This window comes from Candidatus Aquicultor sp., assembly GCA_036504445.1.
Lineage (GTDB): Bacteria > Actinomycetota > Aquicultoria > Aquicultorales > Aquicultoraceae > DASXVE01.
This window is the reverse complement of sequence record DASXVE010000025.1, coordinates 389376-410056: the sequence shown is the minus strand read 5'-3', so window position 1 is coordinate 410056 and position 20681 is coordinate 389376. Positions and strand designations below refer to the sequence as shown.

General features: G+C 48.9%; 17 protein-coding genes. 8 read left to right on the top strand and 9 right to left on the bottom strand.

Annotated features, from left to right (window positions below; translation table 11 throughout):
• From VGK02_09430 to VGK02_09420, 3 genes are all read right to left on the bottom strand, one after another.
• On the bottom strand, nt 1–648 hold a 648-nt coding region (locus tag VGK02_09430; protein ID HEY3375270.1), incomplete at its 3' end, for a hypothetical protein.
• A 927-nt stretch (nt 649–1575) separates the two neighbouring features.
• Nucleotides 1576–3069 (bottom strand): 6-bladed beta-propeller, encoded by a 1494-nt coding sequence (locus tag VGK02_09425; protein HEY3375269.1) that lies wholly within the window; start codon nt 3067–3069, stop codon nt 1576–1578.
• Nucleotides 3070–3103: 34 nt separating this feature from the next.
• Nucleotides 3104–3802 (bottom strand): tetratricopeptide repeat protein, encoded by a 699-nt coding sequence (locus tag VGK02_09420; GenBank protein ID HEY3375268.1) that lies wholly within the window; start codon nt 3800–3802, stop codon nt 3104–3106.
• Between the two features lie 389 nt (nt 3803–4191).
• Between VGK02_09420 and VGK02_09415 the strand changes: the two genes are divergently transcribed.
• The 5 genes from VGK02_09415 to VGK02_09395 all read left to right on the top strand — a co-directional run bounded on the left by VGK02_09415 (nt 4192) and on the right by VGK02_09395 (nt 9356).
• On the top strand, nt 4192–4917 hold the full coding sequence (locus VGK02_09415; protein ID HEY3375267.1) for a peptidylprolyl isomerase: 726 nt from the start codon (nt 4192–4194) through the stop codon (nt 4915–4917).
• Between the two features lie 138 nt (nt 4918–5055).
• Entirely contained in the window at nt 5056–5481 is a 426-nt protein-coding gene (locus VGK02_09410; protein ID HEY3375266.1) for a transcriptional repressor, read from the top strand.
• 92 nt (nt 5482–5573) lie between these two features.
• The gene (locus VGK02_09405) at nt 5574–5804 is read left to right on the top strand and encodes a FeoA family protein (protein HEY3375265.1); all 231 of its coding nucleotides are present in this window, start codon (nt 5574–5576) and stop codon (nt 5802–5804) included.
• Nucleotides 5794–7683, top strand: a complete 1890-nt coding sequence (feoB, locus tag VGK02_09400) for a ferrous iron transport protein B (protein HEY3375264.1) — start codon at nt 5794–5796, stop codon at nt 7681–7683. The genes VGK02_09405 and feoB overlap by 11 nt, the downstream gene beginning before the upstream one ends.
• A 335-nt stretch (nt 7684–8018) precedes the next feature.
• Nucleotides 8019–9356, top strand: a complete 1338-nt coding sequence (locus VGK02_09395) for a diguanylate cyclase (protein HEY3375263.1) — start codon at nt 8019–8021, stop codon at nt 9354–9356.
• 3 nt (nt 9357–9359) lie between these two features.
• On the opposite strand, the gene VGK02_09390 is transcribed toward VGK02_09395, so the two are convergent.
• The 4 genes from VGK02_09390 to VGK02_09375 form a co-directional block, all read right to left on the bottom strand.
• Complete coding sequence (locus VGK02_09390; protein ID HEY3375262.1) at nt 9360–11375, bottom strand: O-antigen ligase family protein; 2016 nt, start codon at nt 11373–11375, stop codon at nt 9360–9362.
• Between the two features lie 42 nt (nt 11376–11417).
• Nucleotides 11418–12704 (bottom strand): cytochrome c3 family protein, encoded by a 1287-nt coding sequence (locus tag VGK02_09385; GenBank protein HEY3375261.1) that lies wholly within the window; start codon nt 12702–12704, stop codon nt 11418–11420.
• A 28-nt stretch (nt 12705–12732) separates the two neighbouring features.
• The gene (locus tag VGK02_09380; GenBank protein ID HEY3375260.1) at nt 12733–13746 is read right to left on the bottom strand and encodes a hypothetical protein; all 1014 of its coding nucleotides are present in this window, start codon (nt 13744–13746) and stop codon (nt 12733–12735) included.
• Nucleotides 13747–13854: 108 nt separating this feature from the next.
• Nucleotides 13855–15891 (bottom strand): O-antigen ligase family protein, encoded by a 2037-nt coding sequence (locus VGK02_09375; protein ID HEY3375259.1) that lies wholly within the window; start codon nt 15889–15891, stop codon nt 13855–13857.
• 532 nt (nt 15892–16423) lie between these two features.
• Here VGK02_09375 and VGK02_09370 point away from each other — a divergent pair.
• From VGK02_09370 to dinB, 3 genes are all read left to right on the top strand, one after another.
• Nucleotides 16424–17089, top strand: a complete 666-nt coding sequence (locus VGK02_09370) for a winged-helix domain-containing protein (protein HEY3375258.1) — start codon at nt 16424–16426, stop codon at nt 17087–17089.
• A gap of 209 nt (nt 17090–17298) precedes the next feature.
• Nucleotides 17299–17544 carry a hypothetical protein gene (locus VGK02_09365; GenBank protein HEY3375257.1) on the top strand — a complete coding sequence of 82 codons (246 nt, stop codon included), beginning with the start codon at nt 17299–17301 and terminating at the stop codon, nt 17542–17544.
• Nucleotides 17511–18788: a DNA polymerase IV gene (gene dinB / locus VGK02_09360; GenBank protein ID HEY3375256.1), complete on the top strand. Its 1278-nt coding sequence runs from the start codon at nt 17511–17513 to the stop codon at nt 18786–18788. Before VGK02_09365 ends, dinB begins: the two co-directional genes overlap by 34 nt.
• Here dinB and VGK02_09355 read toward each other — a convergent pair.
• Together VGK02_09355 and VGK02_09350 are read right to left on the bottom strand one after the other, a co-directional pair.
• Nucleotides 18785–19819 (bottom strand): zf-HC2 domain-containing protein, encoded by a 1035-nt coding sequence (locus VGK02_09355; protein HEY3375255.1) that lies wholly within the window; start codon nt 19817–19819, stop codon nt 18785–18787. The two genes, dinB and VGK02_09355, sit on opposite strands and share 4 nt — an antisense overlap.
• 26 nt (nt 19820–19845) lie before the next feature.
• On the bottom strand, nt 19846–20415 hold the full coding sequence (locus VGK02_09350; protein ID HEY3375254.1) for a sigma-70 family RNA polymerase sigma factor: 570 nt from the start codon (nt 20413–20415) through the stop codon (nt 19846–19848).
• Between the last annotated feature and the right edge of the window lie 266 nt (nt 20416–20681).

The window sequence follows — 20681 nt, the reverse complement described above, 5'->3', positions numbered from 1 at the left end:
AAACCTTGTGTCTGAACGCAACAATTTGAACTTACCTGCTGCACGGTGGACTGCGTGGCACTCACGGCAACGGTGTGTCGAGGTGAGGTAGCCGCCGTGTGGGCCTGACTGGAAGTTACCAGCGAGGTGAGTATTGATGACCGCTTGGCCAGGATACTTACCACCCGCTGCTCCAGTGCCCATTGTGATGCCGTATGCCGTCATTGCTGGCATAAATGGAGCCATCATGGTCTGAACTGCGCTTAAGAACGCTGGGTTGATCGGAAGCTCTGTTGCATCGCCCATCTGTGCGGCTTGCTTGCCGGTCTCAACATAGTCCTGAGCATCGTTGTAGTTGTAACCATCGATACCCATGGTGTACGGGCTGTTCCAGGTGCCGTATACGTGGGTGCTGTCAGCCATAAACGGATTCTCCGTCCCAGCTGCGGTTACGACCTTACCCTGCTCATAGTACCGATAATCCTTTACGCTTAACGGATTTGCAGTATCACTAGCAACTGGGGTATAGGTGTTGGCAACGATGTTACCTTTTGCACCGATAACGAACGTGCTGCTTGGGTCTGAGTTGAGCTCTTGTTTAGCTAGAGCTAAGCTGGACATCGCAAAGAGCATCGCGATAGCCATTAAAATGACTAAGCCTTTTTTCATGTGTTTCACCTCCTTATGAGTGAAATGGTTGTTGGTTATTTGTTTCACTTTAAAAATTCACCTCCTTTCATATGATGTAATATCTATAATCCACAGAAAGGTGAATAACTAACCAGTTATAAGGAGAGGTGAACACCCTGTAGTGCGTTTAAGAGTCTTAGTCTAGGTGTTCCACTATGTAGTTATCAAAGAGCATACGCTTGCATTCGCAAGCTATATATCTATATAGGCGCCGTGTTTTTACCTCACCCGGATAGGTATTGCCTGAGCGAAAAATTTTTGTCGCTTTACAGGACTACTCTTCGCGGGGTGTACCCGGCTTAATCGCCTATATGAGATCTCAAGGTTCAAGCTACATATTATGCTTAAGGCTTAAAGGTATCGTGCTTTGGTAGAAAAAGTGTTAGGTGCACAGTTATTATGGAATAGGGCATTGATAACTATGAAGCGGCGTGATTTGTCAGCATGAAACTGCTTTGATTGGGATATATTACTTTTCTGCTGGGACTCACTAAGCCTGCATGTAAACATAACTTACGTCGTTAAATCCTTACCTTACCAACAGATTCCTTGGTGTCGCGCCACATGCGGTGGATGTTTGCTACACCGTTCACAATCTAAATATACCCATTATTTGGGTAACAGTCAAGCGTTTTCTGGAAAATTGGAAGGATTTCTCTGTTATTTATTATGTAAAGCCGCACTGAGAAGGCGCTGCATAGGCCATATGTGCATACTCCATGCCGGTATATAGCTCTGCAAACAACCGATACCAGTAGTATTGTTAACAGTATAGCAGTACAGAGCGCTATTAGCATACCGAAACAGGGCATAAAAAAGGCGGATCCAAGGATCCGCCTTTTACTCTTCTGCCTTAGCATACGGCTTCGGCTAAGGGTGCCATATGTATGCGTTAGTGCCTTATAGTTACTCTACCCCCGGATCGCTCGGCTCTGCAACCGGCTCCGGCTCTTCGTCCTCTACCTCGACATCATATTTCTCGATGAACTCTTTATAATTGATCATCTTAGGCGGCTTCTTCTTCGGGTTCTCCTCAAGAAGCTCCTTGACCTTCTCGTCCTCAAATGCGAGGGTAAAACGATTTAACATGAGCTTCTCAGTAAACTTCTTCCGTGAGAGCGCCAAGAAAGTAGCAGTTTTCTCCTCGACGTCATGCTTCTCCATAAGCTCCTGGATCTCTTCTTTGGAGTATGGGCGCACCGATGCTATATCGGCGAACTTCAACGCATCTTCCTCATACTCAGAGAACCTATCAAACGCTTCCTGGCTTACATGTATGCGTTTTGCCACCTGGGTAAGGAGCCTGAGCTTCTGATCCTGCACAACGAGTTCCATGAAGTCCTCGTTGGCGATGAACTTCTTACGCCTCAGCAGGAGCATGAGAAGCGGTATGAGCAACAATATCCACCACGGGAAGTTATCAAACGGGCTCTCTTCGCCGGGGATGGTTAACCTGACGACCTGTACGCGGTCGTTAAATTTATCAGCGATGGCAAACATGCGGTTGCCTAGATACGCAATGCCGTCCGGCATATTGAACTGGCCCTCAAGGTTACCAGAGCTGCCACCAAAGGTAGCTACCTGCGTGCCTCTGGTGTTAAACACTTTAATTCCATAGTCGAACGCGTCGACGACGTAGATGCGTTCTTTGTCGTCCATACAGAGACCTGCCGGCAGGTTAAGGCCTTTCTTCGGGTCCATGATACCTTCCGGTGGACGACCGCGCGTCCAAAGCACGTCGCCTTTCTTGTTTAGTGCGGTAAGTCTTGTGTTGTTAGTGTCGGACACAAAGATGTTGCCACGGCTATCGACACCCACTCCATGCGGAAAGTCGAAACCACCGATGGCGCGGCTACGACCGCCCCAGGTATCAAGAATGCGGCCGTCTAAGCTCAATGTGACGAGCGGGCCGAACGTTGATAAGTACACCCTGTCTTTGCCCACTGCCGGCGTTACCGGCGAGAGCAATGTCGTTTCTTTTTGGAACTTGCCTTGCAAGTTATAAATAATAAGACGAAAGCGTTCGCGGTCTGCAACGTAGATGCGGCCACGTTGTGAGTCGATCGCGATACCCAGCGGCCCCATGAGCGAGCCCGGGTTAACGCCTTTTGAGCCAAATTGATAGAGGAAATTACCATTGTTGTCAAATACGACCACTTTACCCCTGGTCGGCAGAGTTACGTAGATATTGCCACTTCCATCAGATGCGACACCGTGCGGTCGCTTTAAGAGCTGGTCCGGTCTGTCGCCCCATCCGTAAATACTAAATAGGTGCGTCATACCTTCGCTCTGAACCTTATCATTGGGGTTGTTGAGTACGTAGAAGTAGAAGTACGCGAGCGCCCCCAGCGTAAGGAGCAATATCAATGTTAAAATTATCAGAGTCCTCGTTCTAACCAACTTACATGCCTCCTAATTACATTCGGGCAAACACTTACTTCTTATTAGGTACGGTCGTGGTTGTCGTCTTTCCGTTAGTTCCAGTAGTTCCAGTAGCGCCTACTTTTTTCATCTGCAATTGCTGAATCGCAATTTGCGCATCTGTATGGTCCGGGATATAGCGCAGCGTCTCGTTAAATTCCTTCATTGCGAGATCGTCTTTACCCAGCCCTACGTATGCTTTACCGAGTTCGTAATGAGCGTCAGCGCCGCCCGCCATCCTAACGAGTGCTTGTTGCAGATACGCAACGGCTTGAGTAAATTGTTTGCGCTTGTTCGCAATGCGGCCGAGTTCGTACAGCGCAAGCTCATTTTTGCCTTCGGTTACCCTCAGCTCGTTCTGATACTCCTTAATGGCCTCTTCTTCTTTGCCTGAATCTTCAAGGACGAGACCGAGTGTGTAGTGGAGCATCGGTGCGGCCGGCTTAAGCTCGATCGCTTTTTTGAAGTGGCTGACCGCGTCACCGGTACGCCCCATGTCGGCTTCAGCTTTTGCCAATCTGAACCATCCATCCGCATCTTTAGGATTCTTGGTCGTTAACGCTTTTGCGACGATGTACGCTTGATCTGCTGGGTTTTGCGGGACACTTTGACTGGAGAAAACTTGCTTTAGCATAATTGCGAGGATTGCGATAATTGCGACCGTCAAGAAGATCGTCACGTAGACCAAAATTTTTCTGAAGTTGCCTTCCATACTATAAATTCCTTTCAGACTTACGGTTTTATATATGGTGACCCTTTTCACAAGGGCGAACTAAAAAAATGACGATTTCGACGCCGATTCAAATGATAGCACACGGGGCTTGCATAGGCAAGGTTGCCATGTTATTCCGTAAGGATTATAACCTGGGAAAACACTAAATACTAGTACAAAAAACACTGTTCGAAGCGCCGTCTATCCGTGCGCTTGCTAAAGCAGCGGCCCTGCTGTAATACGGCGCCTATTATAACACCTGCTCCGGCCTGTAAACATGCATTTAACACTTACATAGATACTATATAATTGCTAACGAAGGATAGAGAGGAGTTTCTATGATATTATGGATATGATTGTACATACCCTCGCATTGTATGGAGGTCCTAATGAAACGCATTGGTCATAGTTTTATAGTGCTGATCATCACAGCTCTTGCGGCGCTGTTAACGGTGTCGGGCTGTGGGTCTTTGAAGCAACTCGGTTCCGGTGGTGATTCGGGCACCAAGAAGGCACGTAGCACGACAACAGTTGCGGTGCAGGATGCAACAAACTATACGAGAGATACGCTAGCGCAACAGAACGGCCAAGACGCGCTGCAGCCAGCCGAGCAACCGCCGCAAACCGCTGTGCCGAACAAGCAGATTTTCGCGGTTATCGAGACAAATAGGGGAAAGATCGTGATACAGCTTTTCCCGCACAAAGCGCCGAAGACTGTTGATAGTGTTGTTAAATTAATTAATTCAGGTTTTTATAACGGTATTAAGTGGCACAGAATTGAACCGGGCTTTGTCGCTCAAACCGGCGATCCACTAAGCAAAAACAACGATCCGAATGACGATGGTTTGGGGAACCCGGGCTACACCATAAAGCTGGAACTCAACGACGTACCGCATCTGCGCGGGACGGTCGGTATGGCGCATAATGCAAAGGATGTCAATTCCGGCGGCAGCCAGTTCTATATCTGTCTCAACGATGAGTCGCAGCTTGATGGTAAATATACCGTAATCGGTAAGGTAACCGAAGGCATGGACGTTGTTGATAAAATTCAGTACTACGATGTAATGAACAAAGTCTATATTATAGAGAAACCGCTAGTCGATACGCGGAAATAGCGCCATTTAAGATAGCGAAGTATTTTAAGAGGCAAGGAGCGGCCGGGTTCAGCCCGGCCTTTTTTATAGCAGAATTTGTTTGACATAAGGCTCGGTGTGCACTAAGATTGAGATAGAATCTCAATCCGAGGGTGAAGTATGAAATCGGAAACGCTTCAGTTTAAGCGATATATCGAATCAAGAGGCCTCTTTTTTACACCGGAGCGTCAGTGCATAGCGGATGAAGTATTCGCGTGGCACAAGCATTTTGATGCCGAAGAACTTCTGCAGTTCTTAAGAGACAAGGGGAGCAAGACATCGAGAGCAACTGTATACCGGTCGCTCGAACTTCTTGTCGAGAGCGGTTTGGTTGAAAAGATCGATCTTGGGGAAGGGCGTGCGGCGTATGAACATACAGCCGGCCACCCGCATCACGACCATCTAATCTGTCTATCGTGCGGGGCGGTTCAGGAGTTTGAGGAGCCGCTCATAGAACAACTCCAGGAGTGGGCGTGCGAAAAGGCGAACTTTAAGCCCACCGCACATAACTTAAGCATTTATGGTTACTGTGAAAAGTGCAGATAAAGAGGCACGAGAGGCAATATTTTTTTGGTATGTGCTGAGACGGAGTCGCAATCTCAAATGATGGTATTTGAGATGAAAACAGGGAGAAACACATGTGTCTTGATCAAATAAAAACCGGCGAGGAAGTCATCATTACCGAAATTCCTGAGGGTACGGCAAAAACCCAGCTTATTAGATTTGGCATCGGAGAAGGAAGTGCGGTAATCTGTCACAGCAAAATTCCTTTTGGACCCGTTGTGCTGCGAAAAAACCGCCAGGAAATCGCGGTAGGACGTGCGCTCGCGCGCACGATTACGGTAAGGAAAAGCAACAATGGAAGATAATATCGAGGTCAAAACCACGCATGGCGGGCACTGTCACAGCGGATCGCTAGCGATCGATGTACCGCACGATTGCCAAAAGATCGTTTTGGTCGGCAACCCGAATGTGGGTAAATCGGTATTCTTCAACTACTTTTCCGGGCTCTACGTTGATGTGTCGAATTATCCTGGGACAACCGTTGAAATCAGCCAGGCGCGCTATGGGGATAACCTTATTATCGATACTCCCGGTATCTACGGTGTCTCTTCGTTTAATGACGAGGAAGCGGTTGCGCGCGACATTATCTTAAGCGCCGATACGGTCATCAATGTTGTCGATGCTGTTCATATTGAGAGAGATCTCTTCCTAACTCTGCAGCTTATCGATATGGGCTTGCCGGTTATCGTCGCACTAAACTTCATGGACGAGGTAGAACAGCATGGCCTGGTGATCGATATAGACTTGTTGTCAGACCTTCTGGGCGTACCGGTCATCCCTACAGTGGCTGTAAAACGGCAAGGCTTAGAAGACGTTGAAACGGCGATCGGGGAAGCGCGGGAAGGCCATCAGAGCCCATCACTTCATAAGAAGCTACATGAGATGCTCTCGCGTGTCGGATCACAGCCGGAGGCGCTTATAGTTCTTGAGGGCGACCCTTACGTTGCGGCTCGACACGGTATTGAGCCGGGGCTCGAGCGCGAAGCGATTTACGTGAGTCGCCGCGAGAGAGTTAACGATATCATCGGGCACGTCGTTCGTGAAACCCGCACGACGGAGACAATTCGTCAGCAGCTTGGGAGGATGGTTCTTAATCCGATAACAGGCCTGCCGATCTTCGTAATTATTCTCTACGGCCTCTATGAACTCGTCGGTGTACTGGTCGCACAGATGATAGTCGGTGTTACCGAGGGCACGATCATGCAGGGCTACTGGGAGCCGTTTATTACAAGCGTGGTGAATCCATTGACGTCACAAAGTGGAGTGCTCGGTAAAATTCTCATCGGGGAGTTCGGCCTTTTGACGATGACTCCTACCTACTTGCTCGGGTTATTATTGCCGCTGGTTCTTGGGTTTTATCTGGCGCTGGCGTTGATGGAAGATTCAGGGTACTTACCGAGGTTGGCGACGCTCGTCGATAGGGCGCTCAACGGCATCGGGTTAAACGGTCGTGCGGTTGTGCCGCTTATCCTCGGATTCGGTTGCGTCACTATGGCGACTATAACGACGCGCCTCTTAGGAACAGAGCGAGAAAAGACAATTGCTACCGCTATCCTGCAATGGGCGATCCCGTGTTCCGCGCAGCTCGGTGTCATCACGGTGCTGTTGGCGGCGCTTGGCCCCGGCTATATTGCACTCTATATGGGTGCGATTTTCATAATTCTGGTTGCAATCGGCACGATACTTTCACGGAGTCTTCCCGGCGAAACATCACCGCTGCTTATCGATTTGCCACCGCTTCGCTTGCCGAGACTGGATAACGTGGTCAAAAAAGCGGTTTTGCGCTCTTATGCCTTTATGAAAGAAGCCACGCCCTGGTTTTTTGCCGGCGCGCTTATAGTCTCAGTCATGCAGGTTTCAGGATTCTTAAAAATTTGGGAAACGCTATGGGCACCCATAACAACCGGTTGGCTAGAATTGCCGCGGGAGACGGCAACCGCCTTCGTTATGGGTCTCGTTCGCAGGGATTTCGGGGCTGCCGGGCTGTATACAATGCGTTTAAGTGCGGTGCAGACCGTGGTTGCGCTGGTTACCATTACGCTTTTTGTACCGTGTATCGCGTCGCTGATGATTCTCTTTAAGGAGCGCGGTGCCAAACAGGCGGTTCCTATCTGGTTCGGGAGCTGGGTGCTTGCGTTTGGTTTAGGCGGCGCGCTTGCCCAGGTTCTAGCGAGGCTGATGTAAATGAAATGCGACAGTAAAAAGAACGAGCTGCGCGCATGTGAAACATGCGGCTTTACCACTAATAATATATTTATAACCATGTGTCCTCGATGTGCACGAAGCCTGCCTGCGGCGAAGCTCTGCAGCGGCGGATGTGCGGGTTGCAAGCTCACACGATGAATAAGACGGCCCCCCAGTAAGCGGTAACCGTCATATAAATACCGGTGCTTGCCCTTTGACCACTTCTCCTGGTGTTCATGGTATAGGATTGGTATAGTAGTGCTAAATATTTCTATAGAAAAAGACGATACTTTTCCTTAAGGCAGATATTACGGAAACCAGTGGGGGTACATACTATGAAAGGCAAAAACTCGCTTCGCATCGCTGTAATTGGCACTGGTAGTGATGCCGTCAAGCTCGCATCAACACTTAATGTGTGCTCATCAAGCACCATCGTTGGTTTATGCGACCCCCAGCGCAATGGAGTAGAATCCGAGTGCGTCCGGGACCTTAACGTGCCTGTATTTGATCGAATCGAGCAGCTGCCATCAATAGGTGATGTGGATGTTATCGTTGATCTTACCGAAGTCGCCGCCGGCATTTCCGGTATCCCGGGGCTGGAGAACGTCACCGTGATTCGAGATGCTTGCGCGGATACAATCAGGGCGCTTGCGGATGATTTAGCCAGCGCCGCGGCGAATACGATCGACATCGCATCGGTCGGCCGCGAATTCTCAACGCATAAGAAAAGCGCGGACATTTACCATGCCATCGTTGATAGTGCACTTGCGGTGACCCATTGCGCCGCCGGTAGCCTCATTATATTCAACGAACGGACCGAAACATGCAGGCTTGCAGAGGCGATCGGCTATTCGAAGGAAATCGAAGAGACTGTCTGGGAGCTTCAACCGGGCGGGATCACCGAACAGCTACTAGATAATGATGCGCCGCTACATATCCTTGATATCAATGACGAGCCGCTCTTTGATAACCCCGTAATGAACGAGGGAACGATATCGGTTTTAGCGGCGACTTTGCGTGAGGGCGGTGAAGTGATCGGGCTTCTCTTTGTCGGCGATTTTAAACCGCGTCATTTTACTGTGGCAGAGATCGACCGCTTCACTGTATTTTCCAGCCAAGCTACGCTTGCGCTTCAAAAAGCGCTTCTTATCGAGAAGAATGAAGAACTTTCCATAACCGATCCACTGACAGGTCTATTTAATATCAAGCACTTCTTCTCGGCACTCGAGTTAGAGGTAAACAGGGCGCAGCGGTACGGCGGTTATTTCGCCGTAGTTCTGATGGACATCGACAATCTCAACAGTATCAACGATTGGTTCGGTCACGTAGAAGGGGATAGGGCGATCAAAAGGGTGGCTACCACTATTACCGCATGTTCGCGTCTGACCGATTACAAAGCGCGGTACGGCGGCGATGAGTTTGTCTTGATCTTGCCAAGCACCAGTTGCACGCAGGCATCCGTTTTGGCCAACCGGATTCGTCGTGCCGTTAACGATTCCATTATCGAAAAAGACGACAAGGAAATGCAGCTTTCCGTCAGCATTGGCATTGCCGAGTTTCCAAGCCTCGGCGAAAACGTAGATGAACTCATGAACGCGGTTAGCACAGCCCTTTACGTCAGCAAGCAGCGCGGTAAAAACTTAGTGTGTTGCTATGAAGAGACCTGTGGATAAGCGCTAATTACTCCGCATTTTTAACAAGAATTCAGGGTCAAGTTGCTGGACTTTCTGGAAATACCGGCTAGCAGTTTTGCTATCGCCGTGTTTTTGCGCGTATGTTGCGAGCGAGTAATAAAGATTCGGATCGGCTTGACCCATATCGGCGATCTTCCGCGCCAATTCTTCCGCGCGTTTCTGATTGTCTCTCAGTAGCGCTATATCAAAGAGTTTACGTTTGACCAGAGTTTGCCCCGGCCAGATATTTTCCACTTGATTGTAATAACGCTCGGCATCCGAGAGCGCCATATCATCACTCGTAAGCCGGTAGGCAAGCAAATTGGTTTCGCCAACATAATAGAGCAGCTCAAAATTTCGGGCGTTATAGGCGAGACCTTGCTGGGCAATAAGAGCAGCCCGGCGTGCAAAAATACTATTTTGTGTGTACGACGCATAATCAAGGTAGAATTCGGTAGCGTCCTTCTCGTACTGTGCCTGATAAGGGAAAAGCTTGATTGCCATTTCGAACTTCTTCGACGCGTCATCTATAGCGCCTGTGTGGGCAAGCCGTTGGCCTTTATAAGAATCAAGGTCGGCGGCAACCGGCAAAATGGAGATTGCCGCCAGCGCGAAACTCGCAAGCAATACAACCGGAATAACAACCTGAGCTTTGACCCATTTTGGGATCGGTATGGCCAGTTTCTTGAGCGTATTGTGCGGCGCGCTCAAGTTGATCGATATTGCGAGTAGCGACCATACGAGCGGCGCAATAAATAGAGCGGATATGCCCGTTTGTGCCTGTACGATATACCCTATAAGCGCCGCAGAGATTCCCATGAGATATGGTTTCTGTTTCGAGGCGCCTCGTTTTATTGCTATCCAAAGGGCAACCGCAAATAACCAGATGTATAAGAAGAGGCCTGGTAAGCCGGCATCAACGGCAATTTGTAAGAACTCATTATGGGCTCTATCCGCCATGCCGTTTGGGTCAAGCATCACATGGCGAGCTGTTTTGTATGTTGGGAACCAGTACCCGATTTGCTCTGGCCCGTAGCCGAGGACCGGTCGGTCGGCGATCATCCTGGTGGCCGCTTTCCACGTCTCTATTCGGGTTGCCGCGGAGCCTTCGGTGACGACAAACGTTGATGTCAGCCGCTGGCTGAAGTGGTTGGCTGGGGTTAACACAAGCGAGATTATAAACGCTAGGGCGATGACGCCAATAACACCAATGATAAGGGTTTTATTTTTTGTCTCTACGTTTTTTTGCCGTTTGCGGCGTTGCTTGGTGCTTCTAAAGTTTTGAATCGCACGGATTGCAAACGCACCTGCAAGCGCTGCGACAACGCCAAGCCAAGCACCGCGTGATTCGGTATAAATGAGGTTGATGGTACCGAGAAGCACCAGGGCCCCGGCAAATACTTTCCATTTCTCTTGTTCGACATTGCGGATAAATGAGATAAGCAAGGGAAGCATTATTACGAGGTACGAACCCAGCAGAATCGGATTGCCCAGGCTGGAGTGGACACGCGACTCAAATCTTACTACCGAAGGGAAATCGATACCGATAGCCTGGGCCGTGCCGTACAACACAACCGGTGCCATGCCAATGGCCAGCACCGAGACAAGTTTCTCAAAATGCTGCTTAGTGCGTACCGATTGCACGGCGAAAAAATACAGGGCGCCGTAGCATAACAGCGAGAGTAAGCCCTCATATCTTCTGTATTTGCCAAGTATGCTTAGGACAGGGGCGCCTGAAAATAGCACGGCTAAAAATGTCACAAGAAGGAAGAGAACAACCGGGAGATCTAGCGGTGACCGGTAAATCACAAATTCACCTGCTCGAAACGCTTGTATGACGTATAAAGAGAACAAGGTAAGGGTGGCAACATACAGGAACGTAGCCTTTGGAAGCGCATACGTGTCCGCCATGTAGGGAAACATGATGACCGGCAGCAGCGCCAGAGTTATTGCAAGCGGTAGCAATAGTGGGTTGGAAACCGATTCTCGTCGCCCGGCGTTTCTTGCATTTTTACTCATGTATTATTGCTATTCACCCCTAAGGTCAATTCAAAGTATAAGTTAGAAGCCGGTTTGCCAGCCGCCGTGCATCTGGTCATCACCCGTGCTACCCTTCGGATAGACGGCCTTTGCATCGTCATGACATCTTGCGCAGAAGGTTGTAGCGTGGCAGTTACAGGATATGCCGTTAATCCTAGCTTCAGATTGGTGCTGGTAATACCAGATTTCAGGTGCGGGGTGGATTTCGCCTTGGGCGTCATGACACCCGCACATTCTTCTTTGGCTCATTTTGCTATTCCAGTGACATTTGAAGCAAAGCTCGCCTTTGGTTTCTGCAGCGCGCATCGCATGTTTCTTCCGAAATTCGGCCGAGTGCGGAAGTTCAAGCCCATGGCAGCGAACACAGCTTGCTGTTGTTGCTTGCTTATGGCAACCCGTACAAGTTACACCCAGACCTTTTTGTTTCGGCCAGTCATCGAGTGTGCGTCCGGGCTTATAGGCAATATCTTGTTGATGACAAGTAGAGCATTTTGAGCTTGCGGTCTTGCTGGTATTAGTATGGCAGCCGACGCAGATGTTCATGGCAAAGGTATCGCCGGTTTCTGTTTTATGCGCAACTTGCGCATGGCAGCTCGTACAGGCTAGTCCTCCTGTAATTAGATCCTTGTGACGTACACGAATTTCACGCTCGTCGACAACGATGCGGTTGAAAATATCGTCATGACATCGCAGGCAAGAGCTGTTTGTTACCGCTCCTTGCACCGGAGGGTTGGCATCTATGAAATGCGTAAGCATATTGCTCACTCCGTTTGTGGTGCCCAAAGCATAACCAATAAGTCCAGGCTCATAATGACAGCTGAGACAGCCGACAGTCTTGTGAGAGGAGGTCTCCCACTCCGATACGCTTTTCTGGGTTTCGTGGCAGCGCGCGCATAAACTAGGTTGCGCTGTGCCGACCGTAAGCAAAATGAGAATGATGCCCAAGATACTACAGGTTGTTACGGTTCGACGCGTGATCTCTTCTTTCGACAGCTTCCTGCGCACTCGTTTCGCTGCCCTACGTATGGCATACTGTCTCTTTATTGATAGGAAAACCATAACAAGCAGCGCAACAACTAACAGGCTTAAAATTATTGCAGCGATGATGGTGACAACTTCGCGCGAGTAGCGTCGTGGATTAGAAAAATAAGTTTTAGTATTTTCGAGGGCGGTAGCCAACAGTTTCTTGTTGCGACGCCAATTAGTTAAATCGCCAAACAAGCGCGAAAAGAGCGAATCGTCAGACACCGCAGCGATATATGTAACATATAGATTTGTCGCTAGAAGCTGTAACTGACCCATTAACATTTACGTAATCAACCGCAACCTTTCATGCCTATAGTCCACTCGATCCAATGCCGCCGTATCCTTTAAAGTCTTTAGGCGCAAATCTGCTTCCAGGAGTATTTGGATGAGCTGCACTGAAGTGGCACGTTACACAATCTTGCTGATTGTGACAGCGCCAGCAGAGTTCGTAGCCGTGGTCTTTAACGACAAACTCGTGTTTTTGCAGAAAATTTGCGGGATGCGGCATATCGAGACGGTGACAATCCGTGCACAGACTCTTTCTGTGACACTGATAGCAACCATCTACATTGACCTTTGCGGCCTGCCCATGCAAATACGACCAGGGCTCGGTATGCGGTACTTCACTTTTATGGCAACTCATACAGAATTTTGTATCATGGCATGTTTGGCAGGTTTTGGGATCGCCCATGCCGTGTGCGGTTTGCCAATCCGGACCGTGTGTTACCTTCCACGGCCCTTTATTATAAAGTTCTTCCGCCTGTGTTTTCTGCGGATGGCACTTCTCGCAAGCAACATCACCTTGGTTGAAGTTATGACAGCTGGCACAGCTGTCCATATCGGGGTAGTTGCGCACGCGGTTTGACATCTCATGTGCAACACTCGCGTGGCAAGAAGTGCATTTATATATTGCGACCTCTTTATGGCTCATGCGGATGCCTTTGCTGATAATTGTATCTTGGATTTCCCGGTCATGGCATTTCAAACAGTTCTGGTCTTTTACCTGGGCGACGATCGGGTCCTGATATGCGTTAAACAGCCAGGAAGTGAAGTTTTGTGTCGTTTTAAGCTCAAGTTGCACCAATGCTAAGTATCCGGGGTCTTGGTGACAGGAAAGACACGAGATATTACGGTGCGGAGATGTTTTCCATGTTGCCGTTTCTTGTCGGGTCGCATGGCATGCAGTGCAAGGGGTGCCCCGTTCAGCAAAGAATTGGATTGAAATACCTGCAAACAAAAAAAACGAGATTGCAAGAACGATTATTGCTGTGACCTGGCCCCTGATATCTGAAAAAAAATGGCTTTTGGTTTTCGCTCTAACCATTTAAACCCTTAATATATTTATTCCAAGCCAATTATGATGCATGTTAGGCTGAACCTCAAGCTTGGCGTTCTTGATATGCTATCGCATCGCATTGTTAATTGGTTGGTCCTACTGGTTTTTGCCGATGTTGTTGAGGGCGTCTTTAACATCCTGCTGGTTAGGATTCTTTTGCAACAGATCTTGGTATATAAGTTTAGCGCGCCCGACTTTACCTGTCTTTTCATAAGCCTGGGCCAGGCGGAATTTGACGTCCGAATCGTTAGGATCGATTTGAAGAATTGTATTTGCTTGCTCTATTGCATCCGTATAGGCTTCCAAAAGCATGCGTAGACCAAGCAAACCTCTTCTTGGATTGATATCATACGGTGCCTTGTTCATTGCGGAGCTGTAAAAGCTCTCCGCTTGCCCTATCATCGCCTCGTCTTTTACCATCGATGCATATAACCGATATATGCTGGCCGCTGCGAGCATCAGTGTGGCGTCCTCATGATTATAGCGCAAGCCTTCGTCCGCTAGTACTAATGCTTTGTCCATAATGGCCGGATTGTTGAGCGTATTGCCTTGAGCCATAAGGACGGCAGAGAGGTCTGCACGATATTGCCCTCGGTATGGGTTCAGATTGATCGCATTTGTAAATGATGCGATTGTTCGGTCCGTATGCCCATAGTAGCGGCTGAGCACACCATCATAATAGTAAGAATCGGCGATTACCGGTCGTGCAGCTAAGACAATGAGCGCTGATGCTACCAGGAAGGTAACCGCGATAGCTTCCACATAACGTTTAAACGGCCACGTTACGAGAACACGCTCCGGCGCATCATATGCAGCGATGCCTACGACGGCCCCAGCCATTATCCATACCATTGGAGTAATGCCGATAATATCAATTCCGCTAAAACCCTGTATGATATACGCTGCAAACGCGCCTGAGATGCCGAGCACATAGCCGCGTGAACCATTCCGGCGTTTTAGCGCACGTGCAAGGGAAATGATAATGATGGCAAAGATCCATAGGTATACGATTAGGTTAACAGCGCCACCATTCACTGCCGCCTGTAAAAATATATTATGCGCCCTATCGGGTACCGTATTCGGCTCAAGTTGCGCTTGCTTTAATGACATGAACGCGCCCGACCAAAGCTGCATCTGATCGGGACCATAACCTCCGAGCGGGCGGATTGAAATCATATTAACCGCCAACTTCCAGTTTTCTAGCCGGCTTACTGCCGAGCCCTGCGATAAATCTGCCGAAGTTACCAACCTATCCTTGATTGAAGCCAGCTGATTCTGAGCAATATTTGGACCGGCGAGCGATAACACAAGCAGCATAAAAGCAATACCGAAAACGAGCATTGCAAATGCTGTGCCGGCCGCTTTGGCCAACTGATCGCGCCGTAGTATGGTAATAACGATTATGCCAATAATTGCTGCGGCCCAAGCGCCTCGTGTTCCAGAGATGGCTAGACCTGTTATCCCGAGAACCATCAACGTGCCTATAACTGATTTTGGCATAAACGGAAGGTTCTCGTCATCGATGAGGTAATTGAAAAGAATCGGCAGCATAATTGCCAGATAGCCACCAAAGAAAACGGGGTTACCCAAGGTTGAGGTAACCCGGGTTCCGAAAGCGGCTAGCGTTTTTTCGCTCAGCACCGAGTTTACGATGTCAAAGCCCAGACTTTGCAGGACCCCGTAAATACTAATTACTCCAAATGCTATAAAAGAATATGAAACCGTACGGTTAAACCATTGTTTTTCAGATAGATACTGGGTTGCAAAAAAGCTCAATAGCACGAGGCTGTAGATGGTTGGAAGATTTTCGTAACGCGTATATTGGCCGACGATGCTCATAAGCGGCACCGGTGCGACGATTGTCGCAATAGTTGCCATAACGGCAAATGCAAATAACGGCTTGTTAAGAGGGCTTCTCTTAACAACAAACTTACCAGCCAACAACGATCGACTGATATAACTTGCCCCCGCAATCAACGCAAGCGCATACAGAAGCGTTGCTTTTGGCAGATCGTAAGCATCGACATTTACAGGGGACATCAGGAGAGGTAAGAGTGCGACTGCTGTGATCAATGTCCAGCGGATCACATTGTCAAATAATACTACCGGTTGAGTTGCTTTTTCGTTCACCATATCACGCCTATACAAATCCGTGGCCATAAGTTTGCTGGATCCAAGTTATGATTGCTTATATAAAGGCCAAACTATTCATTGCTCCTTTATTTTTAGCAGATTGTGAACGCGGTGTCAAAGTAAAAGTCCTCTTGTTGCGCAAACCTAAGGTATAGCTGAAGAGGGAAAACTGCGTTTATTGGTAAAAAAAACCAGCCACAAAGCTATTCCTGACAGCCGAAACTTTGGGAGGTTTCGATTTAAAAGCTTGTGGCTGGTGTGCCCCCGTAAATTTTGTAATTAACTTACGTACAAAATCGTTAGTTAATATCTTAACAAAATAGTAAGCCAAGCGATAGTAATTGTCAATAAATTAGCGTTATTAATTTGTTTACATTTTTTATTGCCGCAACCAACTCGTATAAACTCGAATATAGCGCAGCTCAGCGAGGTTATCATGTTTAGAAGCGCACCTATTGCTGATAGATTCTATCGGTGATAACATAAAATTATCTAAATATTGTGAAATTAACTACAAATGAGGTGTAGCTCTATGGATATCTCGTCAAATACGAAACCAACACCGGCGGCCGTACTAAACCGCTTAGCCTTATACCATTGCCTTCTAACCGAATGGCTGGTGGCAGGGAAGAAGGGTACCATAACTTCGAAGGAAATAGCCGGAGCACTGGGGCTGAATGAAGTAACGGTACGCAACGATCTCTCGTTTATCGATAATAAGCCGAGCAAGCGGGGTGTCGGTTACAGCATCGAGGGGCTACGACATATCCTAAGCGACTTCTTGTCGCTGCCCACACTTGCGCCGATTGCTTTTATAGGGTCGGCAAAGGCAATCAACGCGCTATTCAGCTTTTTCCTTGTCGAAAAGTACGGCTTTGTGTCGACCGCGTTTTTCTCGGAAGATCCAAATGACCGTGGCGTTGTGGTTAACGGTAAGGAAGTCCGGCCCATTGAAGGTATCTCGCCGGAGCTTAAGTCATTGGGCATAAAGGTTGCGGTAGTGGCGACTCACCCAAGCTGGGTCCAGCATAGCATTAACTTATTGGCTGAAGCAGGGGTAAAAGGTGTCCTGGTACTTACCCCGTCTGTGGTGATTAGCGCACCAGAGGGGACGCAAGTTACCCAGATCAGAATCCCGTGCGACATAAAATCGCTCTTTCACCGTGTAGGTATGATGGAAAAAGAAATACAAGGGTAGCGACAATATAGCAATCAAAATAATAGATTGTAGATCATCAGCAATGCAGTGATGCGCTAATGGAGCTGGAGAACCTGTAATAAGGGGTTCTCCAGCTTATTTTTAAGCACTCGATATCGCTTGTGGGTTTTACCGACCGTGCTCTTGACAAAAAGGGGCACAGGTAGTAGCTTTATATCGAACACACGTTCGATATAAAGGAGCGTACGGTGCTTGACGTACATGAAGTAATCGAGGTGTCGGCCATCTTTGCTCGTGGTCGACTTAAGCCGGTCTCATTCGCATGGAAACGCAGGTACTACAAGATAGATGAAATTACCGGCGTTTACCGGTATCTAACCGGATCGGCAAAGTGCTATGGCTATACGGTGCGCTGTGACGTCGACTTTTATGAGCTCTCACTTAATATCGGAGATATGATATGGCGCATCGAGAAGGTGCATGGGAAGGGGTAGGTATGGAGCGCACGATTATTCATGTGGATATGGATGCCTACTTTGCCTCAATCGAACAGCGCGATGCTCCCATCTACCGTGGCAAGCCGCTTGTCGTATGCCATTCGGACGATCTCTCGTCATACCGGGGCGTTGTTGCGGCGTCATCGTATGAGGCTAGAGAATTTGGTGTTAAGTCGGGTATGTCTGTGCTTGAAGCCAAGTTGCGCTTACCAAACGCAGCCTACATCTCGGGCAATTACGATAAATACCTCTACAATACCCGGCGGCTCATTAATATCTGCGAGGGGTACTCGGATGCGCTGGAAGTCTACTCCATTGATGAGGCATTCTTAGATATTACGCAAACCGCTCGCTTCTTCGGCTCGGCGCGCGATATCGCCATGCGGCTGCAAAACGACATACATCACAAGCTGCGTCTTAGCTGCTCTGTCGGCGTTGCTCCAAACAAGCTTATGGCAAAGATGGCATCCGAGCTTAGAAAGCCCGGTGGGCTAACGGTGATCAGACCGGACGATCTGCCCGAGCTTCTCGCCCCGATGCCGGTCGACAGTATCCCCGGTGTCGGCAGGTGCATGCGCAAGCACCTCAATGCGACCGGTGTTATAACTATAGGCCATCTGGCGGATTTACCGGTTAAGCTGCTGCGAACAAAATTCGGTATTATCGGTGAAATCTTGCACCGGGCGGCTCATGGCATTGATGATAGCCCGGTAGTCCCGACGTATAAGGGGATGGAGGTAAAGTCTTTCGGTCAGAGCATGTCGCTCGGTAGCGGCAGCACAGAAGTCGAATATCTATGCGATGTCTTGCTCGGGCTTTGTGATGGTGCCACGAGGCGTATGCGAAAAGATGGCTACGTTGGCAAAACGGTCACTCTATATATGTGTTTTGGGCGTCTCTTTGGCGCAAGCCGCCGGATAAGTTTAGGGGAGCATACCAATCTGCCCGGCAGGGTGTATAGTGCGGCGCGCAATTTGCTTATAGAACTCTTCAAGGAACACACGCTCCTTGAGATGTACCCGGTTACCAAGGTCGGTATGAGTGCAACCAATCTCATCAGAGAAGATGCGGGCTGGCAGGAATCAATATTTGATGTTTTAAACGGCAGAGAATCGAATCTTGTAGCAACGATTGACGCATTGAAAAATAAGTATGGGGATAAAGCGGTAACGCGATGCGCGCTTCTCGGGCTTCGGGGAAAGTACCGTGGCGTTGCGCGCTCTGAAATAGGGATATTTTAGCGTGATTCGTAACGCAGGATATCCCAGCCGCTGAGATCGGTAATATACACGCTTGCCTTGTAGAGGCTGGTTTGCTCGTTGCCGAAGCCCCAGCGGATTATAATTACCAGGCAATTTTTGTTTTTGTACTGCGCCTTTTCAATATAGACCGGCAAGGCGTCGCGCTTTGTCTGGTCGAGAAGTGCATTGATCGGCGCCCTAACGAGCGTGCCTTCGCCCCCCTGGCGGCTGATTTCGTTGAGCATTGCATTGACCATTGCCGCACGCTTGGTACGGGCATCCTTAACGGTATAGATACCCTCGGTCTGCTTCTGAATATCTATGAGCAGCTTGCTGGCTGATGCGTCACTGTAATTATTCTTTGTAGCTTTAACGATCGGCAACTGCTTTGCCATAGCGGTTTGCTTGCTTGTAAACGGCGGTTGAACTGCCGTTGCATCTTGTGACCCACTTGGTGACGCCTGTTTAGCGTTGCTTTGCACGCTTTCTTCTGAGCTTTTAGCGCTGAGGGTTGCAGCACTACCACCTACGGTGGCGTTTTCTTGATCCTTCGTTGCATTTACCGAATTAATATCATGCTTCTGTGCACTTTCCGGCTGAAGTTGCCTACTGCCGTACGTCGTCGTGTCTTTCAAGCTTTGTGTCGCAACAGGAGCGTTTGGAGTATTAGTAAGTTGTGATAACAGAACGACGAGGGCAATGGCCGCCACTGCACCAACACCGACGAGATACCGAAGCGGCGGCAGTATTGAACCGCGCTTCTGGTGGCGTCGCGCTGCGTGGTGTTCGGCCCGGCCCACTCTTTGCCCACCTTGCTCATCCTCTATAGTTCGAAGCGCACGCCTAACATCGGTTGGCACATCGAGCTCATCGAGACCCTGCACCAAGGATACCGCGGCCTTCAGGGTTGCAAGCTCATGTCGGCAGCTCGTACACGCCGCAAGGTGCGTTTCTACCTCACGGGATTCGCCGCCCGATAGCTCATTATCAATATACGCGCTGAGTAGTTTTTTTACCTCGTTACAATTCATAGTATCTCATCCATCTAATTAGACGTTCATTCTTGCGTAATGTTTCCATGTGGCGCAAGCTTTTCAGCCAATTTGCACCGTGCGCGCGCCAGCCGCGACTTTACGGTTCCGACCGGAACACCTAAAATATCGGCAATTTCCTGGTAATTGTAGCTCTGCAAATCATGCAGGATGACGACGAGGCGTTGGTCTTCGGGCAGACAGAAGATTGCCGCTTGCACGAGCTGCTGAACCTCTTTTTGCTCGGCAACCTGACTCGGCCCCATACCGCCATCCGGCAGCATAACCTCTTCGATTGTGATGCTTTGCGTACGGCGTGCTTCTTTCCTCAACCAGTCGTTGCCGCAATTTACGGCAAGACGGTAAAACCAGGTAAAGAAAGCCGCATCACCGCGATATTGGCTGATTTTTCGATGCAGGGTTAGAAAGATTTCTTGTGTGAGGTCGGCAGCATCTGCACTGTTTGCAGTCGTGCGATATGCTAAATTGTAGATGCTGCGCTCATAACGCTCGACGAGATCGGTAAAGGAGCTGGTATCACCGGAAGCGTATCGTCGAACAAGTGCCCTATCAATATCGCGATTCGTATCTACCATTTCTTCTTCCACGGTAAAAGATATATCCGCCAACCAGCATAGCACAGATTAATATCACTAAACAGCTATATGCTATGGGGGAATCACCATATGCAACGGACCGTCTAATTGGCATTGATCGGTTTCCTGACGCCCTTTGCTATTCTGGCCGGCCTTGGCTTTGTCGTGTACCGCATGGCGCTTCGCATAAAACCCAAGATGACGCGAGATAACGTCTAAGCAGCCAATAGTTCGATAAAAAAGCCGGGCTTAAGCCTGACCTTTTT

Excerpts from the sequence above, each read along its gene's own strand:
- VGK02_09410 (HEY3375266.1), top strand. The coding sequence starts at position 5,056 with ATGAAATCGGAAACGCTTCAGTTTAAGCGATATATCGAATCAAGAGGC.
- dinB (HEY3375256.1), top strand. The coding sequence starts at position 17,511 with ATGGCGCATCGAGAAGGTGCATGGGAAGGGGTAGGTATGGAGCGCACG.
- VGK02_09370 (HEY3375258.1), top strand. The coding sequence starts at position 16,424 with ATGGATATCTCGTCAAATACGAAACCAACACCGGCGGCCGTACTAAAC.
- VGK02_09395 (HEY3375263.1), top strand. The coding sequence starts at position 8,019 with ATGAAAGGCAAAAACTCGCTTCGCATCGCTGTAATTGGCACTGGTAGT.
- VGK02_09415 (HEY3375267.1), top strand. The coding sequence starts at position 4,192 with ATGAAACGCATTGGTCATAGTTTTATAGTGCTGATCATCACAGCTCTT.
- feoB (HEY3375264.1), top strand. The coding sequence starts at position 5,794 with ATGGAAGATAATATCGAGGTCAAAACCACGCATGGCGGGCACTGTCAC.
- VGK02_09405 (HEY3375265.1), top strand. The coding sequence starts at position 5,574 with ATGTGTCTTGATCAAATAAAAACCGGCGAGGAAGTCATCATTACCGAA.
- VGK02_09385 (HEY3375261.1), bottom strand. The coding sequence starts at position 12,704 with ATGTTAATGGGTCAGTTACAGCTTCTAGCGACAAATCTATATGTTACA.
- VGK02_09350 (HEY3375254.1), bottom strand. The coding sequence starts at position 20,415 with ATGGTAGATACGAATCGCGATATTGATAGGGCACTTGTTCGACGATAC.
- VGK02_09355 (HEY3375255.1), bottom strand. The coding sequence starts at position 19,819 with ATGAATTGTAACGAGGTAAAAAAACTACTCAGCGCGTATATTGATAAT.
- VGK02_09420 (HEY3375268.1), bottom strand. The coding sequence starts at position 3,802 with ATGGAAGGCAACTTCAGAAAAATTTTGGTCTACGTGACGATCTTCTTG.
- VGK02_09380 (HEY3375260.1), bottom strand. The coding sequence starts at position 13,746 with ATGGTTAGAGCGAAAACCAAAAGCCATTTTTTTTCAGATATCAGGGGC.
- VGK02_09390 (HEY3375262.1), bottom strand. The coding sequence starts at position 11,375 with ATGAGTAAAAATGCAAGAAACGCCGGGCGACGAGAATCGGTTTCCAAC.
- VGK02_09375 (HEY3375259.1), bottom strand. The coding sequence starts at position 15,891 with ATGGTGAACGAAAAAGCAACTCAACCGGTAGTATTATTTGACAATGTG.